Consider the following 14,824-nt stretch of genomic DNA (forward strand, 5'->3'; position numbering starts at 1 on the left):
CATGCGAACCCCGGCCCTGCTCACCGCCGCACTGCTGGCGTCCCTGACCACCGCCGCCCCCGCAGCCCCCGCAGCACCCACCGTGCTCGACGGCAGCGGCGAGTGCACCTACCCCGCCAAGCCCATCAAGGGCACGCCCTGGGCCCTGCAGCGCATCCTGCTCGACCAGCTCTGGCAGGACACCCGCGGCCGCGACCCCCAGGGACACCCCGTGCGCGTCGCCGTCATCGACACCGGCGTCGACGTCACCAACCCCCAGCTCAAGGACGCCGTCGACGCCAAGAGCGGCGTCGACCTGCTCTCCGGCGCGAACGACGCCGGCAAGGGCCCCACCGTCGACCCCGTCGGCCACGGCACCAAGGTCGCCGGCATCATCGCCGCCCGGCCCTCGCCCGCCGGCGGATTCGTCGGCATCGCACCCGAGTCCGTCGTCATCCCCATCCGGCAGAACGACGAACGCGGCAGCGGCACCTCCCGCACCTTGGCCGAAGGCATCAAACAGGCCGTCGCCGCCGGCGCCCGCGTCATCAACATCTCCCAGGACACCGCCGTCCCGCTGCGCCCCGACTCCGACCTGGAGCGCGCCGTCGCCGACGCCCTCGCCCACGACGTCGTCGTGGTCGCCTCGGCCGGCAACGACGGCGCCGACGGCCGCTCCAAGCCCACGTACCCGGCCGCCTACCCCGGCGTCCTCGCCGTCGGCGCCTCCGACCGCAACAACGAACGCGCCCCCTTCTCCCAGTCCGGCGACTTCATCGGCGTCGCCGCGCCCGGCGTCGACATGGTCTCCACCGTCCCCGGCGGCGGCCACTGCGTCGACCACGGCACCAGCTTCTCCGCGCCGTACGTCACCGGGGTCGCCGCCCTCATCCGGGCCAAGCACCCCGACTGGAAGCAGAACCAGGTCGTCGCCCAGATCGAGCAGACCGCCGAACGCGTCTCCACCACCCGCGACCGCTACATCGGCTGGGGCGTCGTCGACCCCGTCCGCGCCCTCACCGAGGACGACCGCCCGCTCGACCGGGTCAGCCTCCCCGCAGGACCGGCCCACCGCGTGGCCGCCCCGCAGCCCGCGCCGCTCGCCCTCGGCGAGACCCCGCAGGAGCGCCAGGTGCGCCTGGCCACGTACGCCCTGGGCGGCACCGCCCTGCTCGTCGCCGTGATCGCGGGCGCGGCCGTCGTCGTACGCGACCACCGGGGCCACCGGGACCCCAACCGCCGCAACCGGCCCTCCGGCGCCGGCGGAACCGCATGAAGGCACGAAGGAACCCATGAACCAGCCACATCGCGCACAGGACGGCCACCCGGGCCCCGGCTTCGGCACCGCACCGCAACCCTTCGTGCCGCTCCCGCAGCCGGGACCGGTGCCGCAGTCGGGGCCGGTGCCGCCGCCCGCACCGGGCTCCCCTGCCGCGCCGGTTTCCCCTGCCGCTCCGGTGCCGCCGCCCGTACAGGCGCCCGTACAGCCGCCCGTTTCGCCCACCGCGCCGACCGAGCCGGCGTCGCCGGTCGCCGTCGTCCCGGCGCGGGCGGGCGGGAGAGGCCCGCGTACGGCCCTCGCGATCGGTCTCGGCCTGCTGCTCGTCGCGGGCCTGGGCACGGGCGGCTGGTTCCTGTGGGGCCGCGGCGGAAACGATCCTGCGCGTGCCTCCAAGGCGCCGGCCAAGGCCGTCGACGCCAAGCTGGACTGGATGGCGCCCGTCCCCGACGCGGACAAGGGCAGCGCCGAGCACATGGCGGAGCCGTGGTTCACGGACAAGAACGTGATCATGCGCAGCAGCCGAGCCGTCACCGCGTACAGCATCGCCACGGGCAAGCCCAGCTGGACCCTCCCCGTCCCCGGCTTCGCCTGCACCAGCTCCCCGCAGCAGGAGAACGGCATCGCCGCCGTCGTCTACGGCAAGGAGGAGTTCGCCTGCGACATGGTCATGGCCGTCGACCTGGAGCACGGCCGGATGCTGTGGACGAAGGAACTGACCGACTCCAAGGGCCGCAAGGACAGTCACCGCACCGCCAACATCTCCCTCGCCCAGGGCATCCTCACCCTCGCGGACGGCGTCGAGCCCCGCGTGTTCACCGCGCGCACCGGCGAGCGCCTCACGCCCCACGACTACGGCTGCCGCGCGGCCGGGTCGGTCGCCGGCCGCGGCGGTGCCCGGCAGCTCACGGTCGCCCAGTGCGGCCTGTACGACCGCAGCTTCGTGATGTCGGTCGACCCGAAGACCGGGCAGGAGAAGTGGACCTGGAAGCTCCTCGACGGTCTCGAAGCGCACAACGTCCTGTCCGTCGACCCGCCCGTCGTCACCGTGGCGCGCAAGGACGACACCGACCCGACGGACGTCGTCGTGCTCGATGACAACGGCCGCCTGAAGAGCCTGATCTCCGCCTCCGCCGGGCCGTACGAGTTCGGCGACTGCACGCGGCTCCTCGACTCCTGCCGCAGCACCGTCACCGACGACGGCACCCTCTACCTCGCCACCATCAACGGCAAGAAGGAGACCGACGGCGTCTACGCCAACGCCATCGCCGCCGTCGACCTCGCCACCGGCAAGCCCCGCTGGACCACCGAGCTGGCCGGCAACCGCCGCTACCGGCCCGTCGCCATGCACGACGGACGGCTGCTGGTCTACCAGGAGGCGTCGAAGGACGAGGCCGGCAAGCTGCTCTCCCTCGACCCGGCCAACGGCAGCTCCGCCGTCTTCATGAACCTGCCGCAGGAATCGGCGGACGAGGAGTACAAGATCGGGCGGCTCGGCACCGTGTACTTCCGCAACGACCGTTTCTACGTCGTCTCGCAGATCGGTATGACCGACCGGACGATGATGATGTCCTTCCACTGACACCGGCCGGCCCGAACCGCCCGAACCGTCCGACCAGTCCGACCAGCCCGACCCGCAGAAGAACGAAACCAGGAGCAGGAGCCCGGTGCACACACCCCAGTACGGGCAGACGCCGCCCAGGCTGTCCCAGTTCACCGCCAGCGCCACCGGTGGTGCGGGCACCCCCGGGCGCCGCCGCGCATGGCTGAGGCCGGCACTCGTCGGCCTCGCCCTCGCCGTCGTCCTCGCGGCGGGCGGCTGGGCGGTGTGGTCCTTCACCGACGGCGGACCCGCGGGCGGCGGCTCCAAGGGCGGCGGCGGCAAGAACCCCGCGGCAGGCTCCGTCGTCTGGACCGCCGCATCCCGCACCAAGCCGGACGAGAAGAGCATGCGCTCGGCCCTCGGCACCTGGTTCACCGACTCGCTCGTGGTCAAGGCCGAACCGGACATGGTCACCGCGTACGACATCCGCACCGGCGAGAAGAAGTGGTCGTTCCTGCTCGCCGGCTCCCTGTGCGCGGCGTCGCGCGAGTCCGACGGCGGCACGGCCGTCGTCTCCGTCGAGTACGAGGGCGTCTGCGCCCGCCTGCTGGCCTTCGACCTGCGCGACGGCAAGCGCAAGTGGGACGAGCTCCTCGTCGACGACAAGGACGAGGCGGAGGCCCTCAAGCCCGGCAAGTGGCTCAAGGCCGCCCTCGAACTCGCCGTCCATGACGGCCACCTCTACGCCACCTGGGGCGCCGGCGAACAGACCCGCCGCCTCTCCGACGGCAAGCGCGTCGGATCGATCAAGCGCAAGGCGTGCGAGATGGTCGACAGCGCCGGCGGCGCACGCCTGATCGCCATCACCTACTGCGACTTCAAGTCCGACGGCGAGATCACGATCCGCTCCCTGGACCCGAAGAACCTCGACAAGCCGAAGTGGACGACCAAGCTCCCGCGCCGCGACGGCTTCCTGTCCATCATCTCCACCGACCCGCTCGTCCTCGCCCAGGCACCGGGCAAGGCCGGCCCGGACGCCCGGTACGACTTCGTCGTCCTGGACCCCGACAGCGGCAAGGAGAGGACGCGCGTCCCCTACAACAGCTTCTGGCAGCTGGGCACCTGCTTCCTCGCCGACTCCGGCTGCACGGGCGCGCTGACCGACAAGGACTCCCTCTACGTCTCCGGCAAGGGCGTCACCATGGCCTACGACCTGGCCACCGGCAAGGAACGCTGGACCTACAAGGCCGACCCCAACCGCTACACCATCCCGGTCGCGGTGCACGGCGGCCGCCTGGCCGCCTACACCGTCGCCACTCCCGAACGCCGCGGGCGCATCGCCTACCTGGACACGGCCACCGGCAAGGCCGTCCGCACGGTCGAGCACTCCGACACGGACAAGGACCGCAAGAACGAGGCCATGATGAGCCGCATCGACGGCTTCCCCCGCCTGGTCGACGACCGCCTGCTCCTCGTCAACGACGGACAGTTCGCCGACGAACAGGCAGGCATGGTCCTCGCGATCAGCGCTCCCTGGTGAGCGGACGCCCCGGGCCTCACACCTCGATGTCGAACTCCCCGTCCCGGACACCGAGCACGAACGCCTCCCACTCGCTGGCGGTGTACCGCAGCACGGTGTCCGGATCGGCCGCGGACCGCATCCCCACGGCACCACCCTCCAGGTACGCGATCTCCACCCGCTCGTCCGAGGTGTCCCCGGGCGCACTGATCCACTCCGCGCCCGAGATGTCCATGGCGTACAGCGCTTCCTTCTCTTCTTCCGTGGCCACCGCGCAGGCTCCTCTTCCGGTCGTCCGACAGTACGGATACGGGCACTGCCGCCGACGCTAGCAATCCGCGGTCACTCCGCGCGGGAGTTCGGCCAGGCTCCCACTTCGCACCCCACCATCCCCGGACGAAAAGGCGTCCCCTTATGACTCAGCCACCACCGCCTTCACACCCGCCGATACCCCCGCAGCCCTCCCACGGCTTCGGCCCCCCGCCGCCACCCTTCGGCCCGGCCGCCCCACCACCCCCGCCGCCGCCCGTCACACCCGTCACGCCCGGCACATCCGGCCGCCGCAAGGCGCTGCTCATCACCTTGGCCCTGGTGCTTCTCGCCGCGGGCCTCGGCGGGGGCGGCTGGTGGCTGTGGGGAAGGGGCGGCGGTGGCGGTGGCGGCGGAAAGCCGCCGGTGAAGCCGCCGGTGACGGGCCGGATGGACTCCCAACTGGACTGGCTCGTCACCAACCCGGACAAGGACGACCAGACCGCCTCCAGGGGCAAGGGGTGGACCACCTGGTTCGCGAACGGCAATGTCATCCGCACACGGACCGGCAACGTCACGGCCTACGACATGGCTCACGGCAAGCAGCAGTGGAATGTACGCATTCCCGGAACGCTCTGCGCGACGTCCCGCCGGGCCGAGAAGGACGTCGGTGTCGTCGCCTATGCGAAGGACGGCTCCAGCTGCTCCGATCTGATGGCTGTGGACCTCAGAAGCGGCCGCGCGAAGTGGGACAAGAAACTGCCCAGCAGGTACGGCGGCGGATACACGGACATGCAGATCGTGCTCGTCAACGACACCGTCAAGGTTCTGTCGTGGAGCGAATCGGCAACGTTCGCAGTCGACGACGGCAGGGTTCTCGCTCAGCCGAAGAAGGATTTGCTCCTCAACTGCGTGGAGTACCGCAACTCGACCAAGGGGACGACTCTGCTGTCGGTGATCAAGTGTCCCCACGACCGCATGTTCGTCCAGCGCATCGACCCGGGTACCGGCAAGGACATCTGGACCTGGAAGGTGCCGGACGGCCTGAAGATGATGGGAATTCCCTCGGTGGATCCCGTCGTCGTCGCCGTTGCCAAAACCGATGAACGCGACAACTCGAGCGACCTGATCACCCTCACCCCGGAGGGCCGGACCCGGAACCGGATCTCGCTCACCGGTAACGGCAACGCGGCGAATGCCGTGTTCAGCAAGGACACCGTCTACCTCTCCACGGAAGGTACGGCAAGCGGTCCGAGCGGAGAGAGCACCAACAAGATCATCGCCATCGACCTGGCCACCGGGGAGAAGCGCTGGGCAAGCGATGCGGGCGGCAAGCGGGTAGGTGTTCCGCTCCAGTTCCTGGGTGACAAGCCCCTGATCTACCAGTACGCGCAGGGCGACGAGGGCGGCCGGCTCGTGACGCTCGAACCACGGGACGGAACTCCCACCGTGGTCAAGCGGCTGCCGCCGGAGAGCGCTCGCGAGGAAAGGGAAGCGGCGCTTTTCGGTGAGGTGTACTTCCAGGACGGCAGGGTCGTCATTGCCTCCGGGCTCGGGATTTCCTCTTCCCACCTCCTGCTGTCGTTCAACTGACCGCCCCCACAGCCCTGCTCGAACGGAGTCATTGTTGTCACGCCACCTGCCGCGACGCACCTGGGGCATCGCGCTCGCCGTCGTTCTCCTGCTCACCTGCGGTGCCGGCTATTGGATCTGGTTCCGTCCGGATTCCGGCACAAAATCCGCCGGCCCCCAGGACGGCTCATCCCTGAAAGCCGGTGCCCAGGCATGGAAGAAGACAGCCCGGACGGCACCGTCGAAAAACGCGCAATGGGCGCCGGGAACCTGGTTCACACCGACTTCGGTCGTCAAGGCCGAGCCCGACATGCTGACGGCGTACGACCTCAAGTCCGGGGAGAGACAGTGGTCCATGGTGCTGGACGGCACACTGTGCTCCGCATCACGGGACAGCGACGAGGGACGCATCTTCCTGGCGCTCGACTTCGGCGGCAACTGCGGCGTGGTGACCGCCATCGACATCCGGCGGGGTGTACAGCTGTGGGTTGGTGACGTCGCTCGCTTCACCCAGGACGACCCCGAAATGGACAACTTCCGACGGGACAAATGGCGGGTGGCGCCGACCGTATCGGTGAGCGGTGGCAGGGGCCTGATCACCTGGGCCACGGGGACCAAGGTGTTCGAGCTGTCGGACGGGAAGCTGCTGGCCGAATCGCTGCGTGAGCCGTCGTGCGAGGACGTCGGCACGGCGGGTGGCGCCCAGTTCGTGACCCGGCGCTACTGCGCGGACCGGCGCACCACCGTCAGCGCCCACGACCCCAAAGCACTCGACCACCCCCGGTGGAAATGGCAGGGGAACGAGGGGGAGATGGTCTACGACATCCTCTCCACCCGCCCGGTCGTCCTCCTCGTCGGCAACGGCCTCGGCGTCCGTACCCACGTGGTGACCCTGGACGACAAGGACGGCAAGGAACGCTCCCGTATCGCCCTCCGCCGCGACCACGACAGCCACTCCTGCTCGTCCTCCATGAGCAAGTGCCCGGAGTTCCTCGTCGACGGGGACACCGTCTACATCGCGGGCAAGGGAGCGACCAGGGCATTCGACCTCACGACCGGGCACGAGCGCTGGACGTACAAGGCCGACGCCAACCGGACCGCGCTGCCCGTGACGGTCCAGGACGGCAAGCTGACCGTCTACGTCCCCGCCACACCCGAGCGGGTGGGCGAGCTCGCCACCGTCGCGACCACGAACGGAAAGGCCACGCACACGACGCACCTGTCCGGCGACCTGCGCACGACGGAGTCCCGCCTCGCCCACGGCAGGAGCACGACTGCACACCTGCGAGGAGGACAGCTGCTCCTCGTGAACGAAGGCTCACTGGAATCCCAGGACACGGACGTGGTCGTTGCCGTCATGGCAGGTTGACGCTATCCCGGTGGGCCCGTGCAACACGAGTGGCTAAAGTGCTGTAAGCGCCGCACCGCAGCAAGCGGCGCCACATGGGGGAGGATTCGGTGACCACGCGCGACTCGGCCGGCCAGGGCTCGACGCCCTCGGGCAACGGCTACCTGGCCAAAGAAGCCGAAACGCTGACGACGTTCAAGAACCGCATCGACGAGGCACTGGCCAAGCTGGAGAAATCCTCCGCCTCGCCGAAGACGATCGGCGACCAGAAGGTCCCTCCGCAGACTTTCGGCCAGAACTTCGGCTCGGCACAGCAACTGGCCGCGCTCTACGACAAGGTGCACGCCCGGCTGGAACTGCTCTCCAAGCAGTTCGGCGACCAGATCGAGGCCATGGGCCTCGCCGCCGTCATCGCCGAACGCGGCTACGACGGCGTCGACGCCGACGAAGCCGCGCGCATGCGCGCGATCCAGAAGCGGGCAGGGGAGTACGAGCGACAGTTGACCGGCAAGAGCAGCACGCCGCCACCCCCGGCGCCCGGCGAGGGCGGAACCGCCGGAGCAGGACTGTAGGGGAGGGGAACGGAATGTCGGAGAGCGAATTCCAGGGCAAGACCCACGAAGAGCTGTACGCAATGGTGGCCAACGGCAAGCCGGAACGCCTCACCGAGGTCGGCAAGGCACTGAAGGACGCCTTCGACGCCCTCGACGGCATCAGCAAGGACCTCAAGGAGCACGTGGCCCGCGTCAAGCTCGACGGCGAGGGCGGCGACGCGTTCCGCAAGTGGGGCGAGCAGATGGTCATGCAGACCACCAAGCTGGCCCACTACACGTCGTCCGCCGGCGCGGTCATGACCAAGGCGGGGGAGGGTCTGGCCAAGGCCCAGTCCCAGATGCCCAAGCCCAGCACTTCGCCGTGCCTCGTGGATGCGGAGAAGGAGAAGGCACGCATGGCCGCCGCGGAGAAGGACCGCCAGGCGGCGGTCGACGCGATGCGGCTGGTGGACTCGTACTACACGACGGCGGGTGCGGATCTGGGGAAGCTGGAGGAGCCGCGGTTTGCTCTGCCTGCAGAGCTCGCCAAGCCCATCAGCGGATGGGAAAGCCCCACCAACGCCCCAGGCGGTGCCTCCAAGACGTTCGGCACGGCCAGCGACCAGAACTATGGCTCGTCGGCCGTCCCGGTGGGGTCCGCAGTCAGCGCACCCCACAACGTCCATGGGGCTGTCCCCTCGGCGCCTGCAGGCGGAGGAGCGGCTACTCCGAACCATGGGGCAGTGGAGCATGGTGGCGTCACCATTCCGTCACCCGGCGGGGTGTCGGGGACGACCATCGACTCCACGGCCGCATTGCCGCCGGTGACCACCTTGCCCCCAACGGGCGACCCGACGCAGGGCATCGTCCGAACGGCTGACCCGGCCGATTCCCGCCGGCTTCCGATGCCCATGCCCGGTCAGCCATTTGTGGGGAATGCGAGGACCGGGCCACCCGCTGAAACCGTACGAGGGAGGCCAGGACTCGGGGTCCCAGGTCCCCAAGATCGGCTCGGCCCGAGCGATGGCGTCGTCGGCGGGCTTCCCTCCCGCCCCCGTGGCGAATCCGCAGTACCCGGTCTGCCTCGAGGCGTTGTCGTGGGAGCGGAGCCCGGGGCGGGTGGCCGGGGCTCGATGGGTATGGGTGGATACCCCGGACCCTCCATGGGCGCCGTCGGCCCTGGTGGGCGACCGGCGCGGCAACCCGGGGGCATCATCGGCACTCCGCGTGTCCCTGGGAGTGGCTCAGCCTCTGCGCTGGGTTCGCAGACCGAGTTCACCTCGGGTGGCTCTGGGCTGGTACGAGGCGCCCCGGCATCCGCACCGTTGCCACCACATACTGCTGCCCCGAGCGGTGGTACACGGCGCAGTGGCTCGACACGTCCCGCGTTTGTCACCGAAGACAAGGAAACGTGGAACGTCGGTCGGCGCGATACCGTCCCGCCCGTCGTCGAGTAGCGTCAGGAGAGCGTTCACCCATGCCGCGCGTGTTCCGCACAATGCATCGGCACATGCTGCCGATGTTGTCCGCCTGTGCCGCTGGACTCGTAGTCCTCGCAGGCCCCGTGCCGAATGCCGCGGCTGAGGGATCAACGAGCCCGGCCTGGTATCTGGACGGGATGCAGGCCGAGCGCATGTGGACGGTGAGCCGGGGTGAAGGAATCACCGTTGCGGTCATCGACACCGGCGTCGATGCAACGATTCCCGAGCTTCAGGGGCGCCTGGTGCAAGGCGAAGACGTCTCCAACAGGCCCTTGGGCCCCAACACCGACGAGGACGGCCACGGAACGAACATGGCGGCGCTCATCGCAGGGAGCGGCATGGGCGGCGGCATTCAAGGTTTGGCACCGGGGGCCAAGATCATGCCGGTCCGAGCCATCGGGTCGGCAGCGGCGGACGCCACGGATCCGCTCATGTCCAGAGCCATTCGATACGCGGTCGATCACGGTGCCCGTATCCTCAACATCTCCATGGCCGGACCAGGGGGAGTGCAGCAGACGCCGCAGAGCGCCGCGGCTGTGAAGTATGCGCTGGGCAAGGGCGCTTTGGTTTTTGCCGGCTCGGGGAACGACGGCAACGAGGGAAACCTCCCCAACTACCCGGCTGCGCTTCCCGGCGTCGTCTCTGTTGGCGCCATCGACAGCACCAGTGCGGTGACCAAGTGGTCAAACAGCGCCAGCAACGTGGCCCTGGCCGCGCCGGGCGACCGGATTCCCGAGCGATGCACGAAAACCACGGGTTCGTGCATGAGCGGTGGCACCAGCCAAGCCACCGCCCTCGCCTCCGCCTCCGCCGCCCTCATCTGGGCGAAGCACCCGGACTGGACCAACAACCAGGTGCTGCGCGTCATGCTGGACACCGCGGGCAAACCGACCACCGGCAAGATCCCGAGCCCCTACATCGGCTACGGTATCGTCCGCCCGCGCAAGGTCGTCCTGGACGGGGAGGGGGACCCCGGTCCGGCCGGCGTCAACCCGCTGCTGGCCAACGCCGCGCCTACGCCTTCGAGTGAACCCAAGTCGTCGGCCCGGGGCGCGCAGCGCCCCGCGGCGGAGAGCAGCAGTGACGACAGCGATGTCAGCACCCTCTGGTTGAGTGTCGGTGCAGGCGCAGCGGTCGTCGTCGTGGCCGCCGTCGTCACCGGGATCGTGCTGGTGCGGCGTCGCAACAGGACCGCTTCTCACTGGTCAACCGGCGACCGACCGGTCGGCTAGATTGCTGGGCGTGATTTCGGGGCGATTCAATTCGCCAACAACTCATGGGGGATGGTGAAACATGTCGGGAAACAGGCAGAAGGTCCAGGACGATGCGTTCAGGGCATTCACGAACGCCATGGACCAGTCGAGCCAGGCATTCACGGGCAACCTGCGCACGCTCGCCAATGCCATTGCGACTGTTGACGGGGGGCAGTGGAAGGGCGAGGCCCACGGTGTCTTCCGTTCGGCGCAGGAGCAGCTGAATCAGGAGCACGACGCCGTGCGGCGGCTCATCGATCACGTTCGTGAGGCCGTGGCCAAGACGCACACGCTGACCGGTGCCACCGACCAGGACATCGCCGCAAGCGTGAAGGGCGTCAGTGCGATCCACGACTACAGCTGAGCCAGAGCTGTAAGCCGAACGACTAGGCCGGGGCGAAGGCCCCACGAACACGGGGAGTGGGAACGTGTCAGGAAACGGTGGCGAACTCGTCGTCACATACGCCTCGCTGCAGGAGACCGCGGGCCAGATCAAGGCCGCTGCCGGGGTCGTCCAGCGGGAGATCGACGCCATGAAGGCGGCCGTCAAGGCCGTCTCGGCCGGCTGGGAAGGCGAGGCCAAGGCGGCGATGGACCAGGCGCACGACCAGCTGCAGAAGAAGGCGGAGATCATCGGCCAGATTCTGGGCCGGGTGTCGGACAAGATCCTCGAGGGCAGCGACCACTACCACGCGACGGACCGCCGGGCGTCGCAGCTGTTCAGCGAAGGCTACTGACCGCCGAGCGGCAGTACTGCATCGGGTGGGCAACCGTCGGTCGGTTGCCCACCCGTTCGTTGTGATAGCCCGTCAGGGCAGTCGCAGGTCGGTGCAGCCGTGGTTCCGGGCGGATTCCTCGGCGAAGGCCTTGAGTGCGGCGTGCGCGAACTCGGGGTCGGGGGAGCGGTTCGTCCATGCGGGGGCCGAGATCACATAGAGGGAACGCTCCTTGTCCCGCGGGCACGCGGCCGTGGCGTAGCCGTAGCGGGCTCCTTCCCCGAATCCGGAGTCCTCGGCCAGATCGGGTGAGCTGCCGTGGCGAGGGCCGTTGGCGAAGTGTCCGTACAGGGCCGTGAGGCGGTAGATCCCTTTCCCCTCGGCATTGCGCAGGTAGCAGTCCTCGGCCGGAGTGTCCGGGTCGGTCGGTGCTTCCGACACGGATGCGACGCCGGCCTTCTTCGCCGTTTCGGTATCGCGTGCAACGGGAGCGCACGTCCCCTTCGCGTGGGCGAGCGGAGTGGGGTTCCTGATCGGGTCCGGCGGGACCTGCTGGACCGGTTTCCCGGGCTTGGACGCGCAGTCAAAGTGCTGTGCTGCGGAGCGTGCGGTACTGGTTGCCATCCGGGCGAAGTTCCGTCGCTGATCGGAATCCTTCGCATCCTTGTAGGTGAACAGATTGACGATGAGGCTCTCATCGCGTTTGTTGGTGCAGCTGAGTTCGACGGCCCCGTAGAGCACCTCGTCGACCGACACCATGGAGCCGCGCCAGCCGTATCCGATCGGAACCGCTGCGATCCCGGGGTCCTTGACGAACCGGTGCTTCAGCGTGTCAGCGGCGGCTGTCATGTCGGAACCCCAGTGAATGTCCACGTTGACGACCTGGCCACTCTCCCGGTCCTTCAGCCGGCAGACTGCGATGCGCCCGTCCTTGCCGTGCGTGAGGTACTCCGGATGGCTGCGATCTGCCCGGACGCTGTTGCTGTCCAACGCCGAACGCACCTGATCGACGTCGAGTGCGCCGTCGCAGGCGTCGGCCAAGGACCTGCCGTCGCGCCAGTGGTCGTAGCCGCCGGAGAAGTAGAAGACACCTCCGGCGATGATGATCATCGCGCAGAGCAGGGCCGCCGATGCGGTGATCGCTTTTCGTCGAGTCATGGAATTACTTGTCCCGGTCCAAGGAGATGAAGGCTTCGTCGCGAGCGCTGTTGTGCCGCTCCTGGCCGGAACCCACCAGGTGTCGTATGACCCCTTCGTTGGGGTCGTGTCCGTTCACCCTGCCCCATTCGACGACGAGGCTGTCGACCTGGCGCTGGCCGTGGTTGAACTTGGCGCGGTTCTCCGCGCCGGCGGCGGCACTCGCCTCGCTGATCTGTTCCTTCGTCCATTCGTACATGGTGAAGTCGGTGATCCGGTTGAGAACGTCGGCTCCCACCTTCACGCCCTTGGGCATGGGTACGCCCTCGGCGACGTCCGCCGGGATGAAGTTCAGGAGAGCGCCCGAGGTGCCCGTCACGGCGTGGCTCACGTCCCTCGCCCATTGGATTGCCTTGTCCCGTTTGTCGAAGACGACGTCGGAGCTGATCCCGTCGTAGAAGCCGTAAGCGGACGACGCTGCTTCGATGACAGCGGCACGGGTGTCGGGGTCGCCGTTGAAGGGGACTCTCGACAAGGTGTCCGCAGCGTATTGGCGCTCGGCGTTGTACATTCGGGCGAATGCTGCGGGATCGTCCGCCACGCCGCGCATGACGCGTACGAGGTCGTCCTTGCCCACGGCCATGTGGACGACGCCGCCGTCCTCCCAGACCTTGCCCTCCGTGCCGGAGACCTTGTAGTCCTCTCGGGTACGGGAAAGGATCTGGTGCGTGTCACCGGTGTAGTCGGCGAGCATGTTGCCCAGCGAGCCGCGCAGGTTCGCCGGCAGTTTGTCGCCGTGGCCGTCCGAATTGAGCACCCTGATCGTGTCGTGCATGACCCGGGCCTGGGCCTCGGTGTGGCCGCCGAGCGTGTGCTTGGTGCCCGGTTCGTGGCCGGTCGCGGCTGCTTCCAGAGCCGCACCCAGACCCGCCTTGCTCGTCGGGTCGTCCATGAACATGAGCGCCCCCGGACCGTTGAGCGCGATCCTCGGCCAGTCCCGGTCCTTCAGCAAGTACTTGAGGTGCCCGTTCTTCCCGTCCGCGCCGGGGTCGAGGAACGACGTTGCCGCGTCGGGGGTTCTGCTCATGACGCCGAGCAGGTGGTCGAGGGGATCGCTGGCGGTGCCGGGGCGCGGGCGCGTCCACTGGGTCCAGATTCCCTCGTGCTTCTTCTCCGCAGCAATGATGTCGTCGCCCAGGTCGTTGAGGAACGTTCCGCTGTAGCGGCCCTTCCCCTGTTCCATCAGGCCCACGAACGTCTGGTAGCCGTACAGGGGGTCCGTCTTCTTGCCGAAGTTCTTCTCGCCGGCGCTCCGCAGGCCCTCGCGCCATTTGCCGTAGAACGACGAACGCGGGTCCGCGGTGGCGGTGGCCACCGTGCCTGCCAGGCTCGTCTCGATGCCCAGGTAGTTGCGCTGGTGGCTCTTGTCGCCGTCGTACGCCAGGCCGTTCAGCTTGTTGGTCAGCTCGATCGTGCCGTCGGGGCCGATGTTGTTCAGGAAGGTCCGACTGGCCTGCTCGTCGTGGCCGACGTCCCGCAGGAGCCACTGCATCTCGTTGATTTCCTGCTCGCTCAGGCGGTCGCCGGACCTGAGCTTGTTCGCCAGGGAGGTGGCTTCCCGGACTTCGGCCTTTTCGATGTCGCCTTCGGCGCTCCCGTTGAAGTCGTTCAGGCCGTCCAGGGGATTGGAGTCCTGCACGGCCGCCGAAAGGGCCAGCTTGACGCCCTGATCGGTGTCGTCGAAGGCCTGGACGAGCTCCGCTATGTGGCGGGTCCAGGACGCCTCCGCCTCGGCGATCTTCGCGGTCTGGTTCTTGAAGTCCGGGTCGTGGGTGGCCGCCGGGTCGTTGCGGATGGTGGCCGTGGCGCGTCCCTGGTCGTCGATCTTGATGCCGGCCTTCTCCGCGTCCGCCACCGCCGACTTCAGCTTGCCCCGCAGTTCCGTGAACTGCGTGTGGGCGTCCCGCAGCAGGGAGGCGATCGCGCGGGCCTCCTTGGCCGCCGAGGTGAACTCGGTGGAGGTCCGGTGCATGTTCGGCTGGGCGATGAGCTGGGCCTGGCCGCTCCAGGAGCCGTCGGTCGTGACGCTCTTGACCTGGCCGTCGTACGTTTTCTGTACGGTCTCGAACTTCTTCGCCGCCGCGTCCCACTGGTCCGCCGCGGTCGTCAGCAGGCCCAGGTCCGCCGTGAGGACCTGGTGGTACGTGAGCATGGT

The 14,824-nt window shown here is 68.7% G+C and carries 13 protein-coding genes; 10 read left to right on the forward strand and 3 right to left on the reverse strand.

Annotation, left to right across the window (positions count from 1 at the left end):
* Position 1 precedes the first annotated feature (1 nt).
* The 3 genes from mycP (at position 2) to AC27L3_RS27630 (ending at position 4,341) form a co-directional block, all read left to right on the forward strand.
* Entirely contained in the window at positions 2-1,255 is a 1,254-nt protein-coding gene (mycP, locus tag AC27L3_RS27620) for a type VII secretion-associated serine protease mycosin (RefSeq protein ID WP_487236792.1), read from the forward strand.
* A 16-nt stretch (positions 1,256-1,271) separates the two neighbouring features.
* Positions 1,272-2,840 (forward strand): outer membrane protein assembly factor BamB family protein, encoded by a 1,569-nt coding sequence (locus tag AC27L3_RS27625; protein WP_487236793.1) that lies wholly within the window; start codon positions 1,272-1,274, stop codon positions 2,838-2,840.
* An 85-nt stretch (positions 2,841-2,925) separates the two neighbouring features.
* Positions 2,926-4,341 (forward strand): outer membrane protein assembly factor BamB family protein, encoded by a 1,416-nt coding sequence (locus AC27L3_RS27630; RefSeq protein ID WP_487236794.1) that lies wholly within the window; start codon positions 2,926-2,928, stop codon positions 4,339-4,341.
* Between the two features lie 16 nt (positions 4,342-4,357).
* Here AC27L3_RS27630 and AC27L3_RS27635 read toward each other — a convergent pair whose 3' ends face one another.
* Entirely contained in the window at positions 4,358-4,591 is a 234-nt protein-coding gene (locus AC27L3_RS27635; RefSeq protein ID WP_487236795.1) for a DUF397 domain-containing protein, read from the reverse strand.
* A 320-nt stretch (positions 4,592-4,911) separates the two neighbouring features.
* Here AC27L3_RS27635 and AC27L3_RS27640 point away from each other — a divergent pair, with 320 nt between their 5' ends.
* The 7 genes from AC27L3_RS27640 (at position 4,912) to AC27L3_RS27670 (ending at position 11,493) form a co-directional block, all read left to right on the forward strand.
* Entirely contained in the window at positions 4,912-6,162 is a 1,251-nt protein-coding gene (locus tag AC27L3_RS27640) for an outer membrane protein assembly factor BamB family protein (RefSeq protein WP_487236796.1), read from the forward strand.
* Positions 6,077-7,510: an outer membrane protein assembly factor BamB family protein gene (locus AC27L3_RS27645; RefSeq protein WP_487236797.1), complete on the forward strand. Its 1,434-nt coding sequence runs from the start codon at positions 6,077-6,079 to the stop codon at positions 7,508-7,510. Before AC27L3_RS27640 ends, AC27L3_RS27645 begins: the two co-directional genes overlap by 86 nt.
* An 89-nt stretch (positions 7,511-7,599) precedes the next feature.
* The gene (locus AC27L3_RS27650) at positions 7,600-8,061 is read left to right on the forward strand and encodes a hypothetical protein (RefSeq protein ID WP_487236798.1); all 462 of its coding nucleotides are present in this window, start codon (positions 7,600-7,602) and stop codon (positions 8,059-8,061) included.
* A 14-nt stretch (positions 8,062-8,075) separates the two neighbouring features.
* Positions 8,076-9,479, forward strand: coding sequence for a hypothetical protein (locus AC27L3_RS27655; protein ID WP_487236799.1), 1,404 nt, complete (start codon positions 8,076-8,078; stop codon positions 9,477-9,479).
* 20 nt (positions 9,480-9,499) lie between these two features.
* A complete protein-coding gene (locus AC27L3_RS27660; protein WP_487236800.1) occupies positions 9,500-10,735 on the forward strand; it encodes a S8 family serine peptidase in 1,236 nt (411 codons plus the stop codon).
* A 61-nt stretch (positions 10,736-10,796) separates the two neighbouring features.
* Positions 10,797-11,120: a WXG100 family type VII secretion target gene (locus AC27L3_RS27665; protein ID WP_487236801.1), complete on the forward strand. Its 324-nt coding sequence runs from the start codon at positions 10,797-10,799 to the stop codon at positions 11,118-11,120.
* 64 nt (positions 11,121-11,184) lie between these two features.
* Positions 11,185-11,493, forward strand: coding sequence for a WXG100 family type VII secretion target (locus AC27L3_RS27670; protein ID WP_487236802.1), 309 nt, complete (start codon positions 11,185-11,187; stop codon positions 11,491-11,493).
* Positions 11,494-11,565: 72 nt separating this feature from the next.
* Here the strand turns inward: AC27L3_RS27670 and AC27L3_RS27675 are convergent, their stop codons facing one another.
* Both AC27L3_RS27675 and AC27L3_RS27680 read right to left on the reverse strand, forming a co-directional pair.
* Positions 11,566-12,630, reverse strand: coding sequence for a hypothetical protein (locus AC27L3_RS27675; RefSeq protein WP_487236803.1), 1,065 nt, complete (start codon positions 12,628-12,630; stop codon positions 11,566-11,568).
* A gap of 4 nt (positions 12,631-12,634) precedes the next feature.
* Complete coding sequence (locus AC27L3_RS27680) at positions 12,635-14,821, reverse strand: DUF6571 family protein (RefSeq protein WP_487236804.1); 2,187 nt, start codon at positions 14,819-14,821, stop codon at positions 12,635-12,637.
* Positions 14,822-14,824 lie beyond the last annotated feature (3 nt).

The sequence above is a fragment of the Streptomyces sp. PKA51 genome, from assembly GCF_057552455.1.

Bases quoted from the DNA above. Each gene is read 5' to 3' on its own strand.
- AC27L3_RS27675 (WP_487236803.1), bottom strand. From the start codon at position 12,630: ATGACTCGACGAAAAGCGATCACCGCATCGGCGGCCCTGCTCTGCGCG.
- AC27L3_RS27625 (WP_487236793.1), top strand. From the start codon at position 1,272: ATGAACCAGCCACATCGCGCACAGGACGGCCACCCGGGCCCCGGCTTC.
- mycP (WP_487236792.1), top strand. From the start codon at position 2: ATGCGAACCCCGGCCCTGCTCACCGCCGCACTGCTGGCGTCCCTGACC.
- AC27L3_RS27655 (WP_487236799.1), top strand. From the start codon at position 8,076: ATGTCGGAGAGCGAATTCCAGGGCAAGACCCACGAAGAGCTGTACGCA.
- AC27L3_RS27665 (WP_487236801.1), top strand. From the start codon at position 10,797: ATGTCGGGAAACAGGCAGAAGGTCCAGGACGATGCGTTCAGGGCATTC.
- AC27L3_RS27660 (WP_487236800.1), top strand. From the start codon at position 9,500: ATGCCGCGCGTGTTCCGCACAATGCATCGGCACATGCTGCCGATGTTG.
- AC27L3_RS27680 (WP_487236804.1), bottom strand. From the start codon at position 14,821: ATGCTCACGTACCACCAGGTCCTCACGGCGGACCTGGGCCTGCTGACG.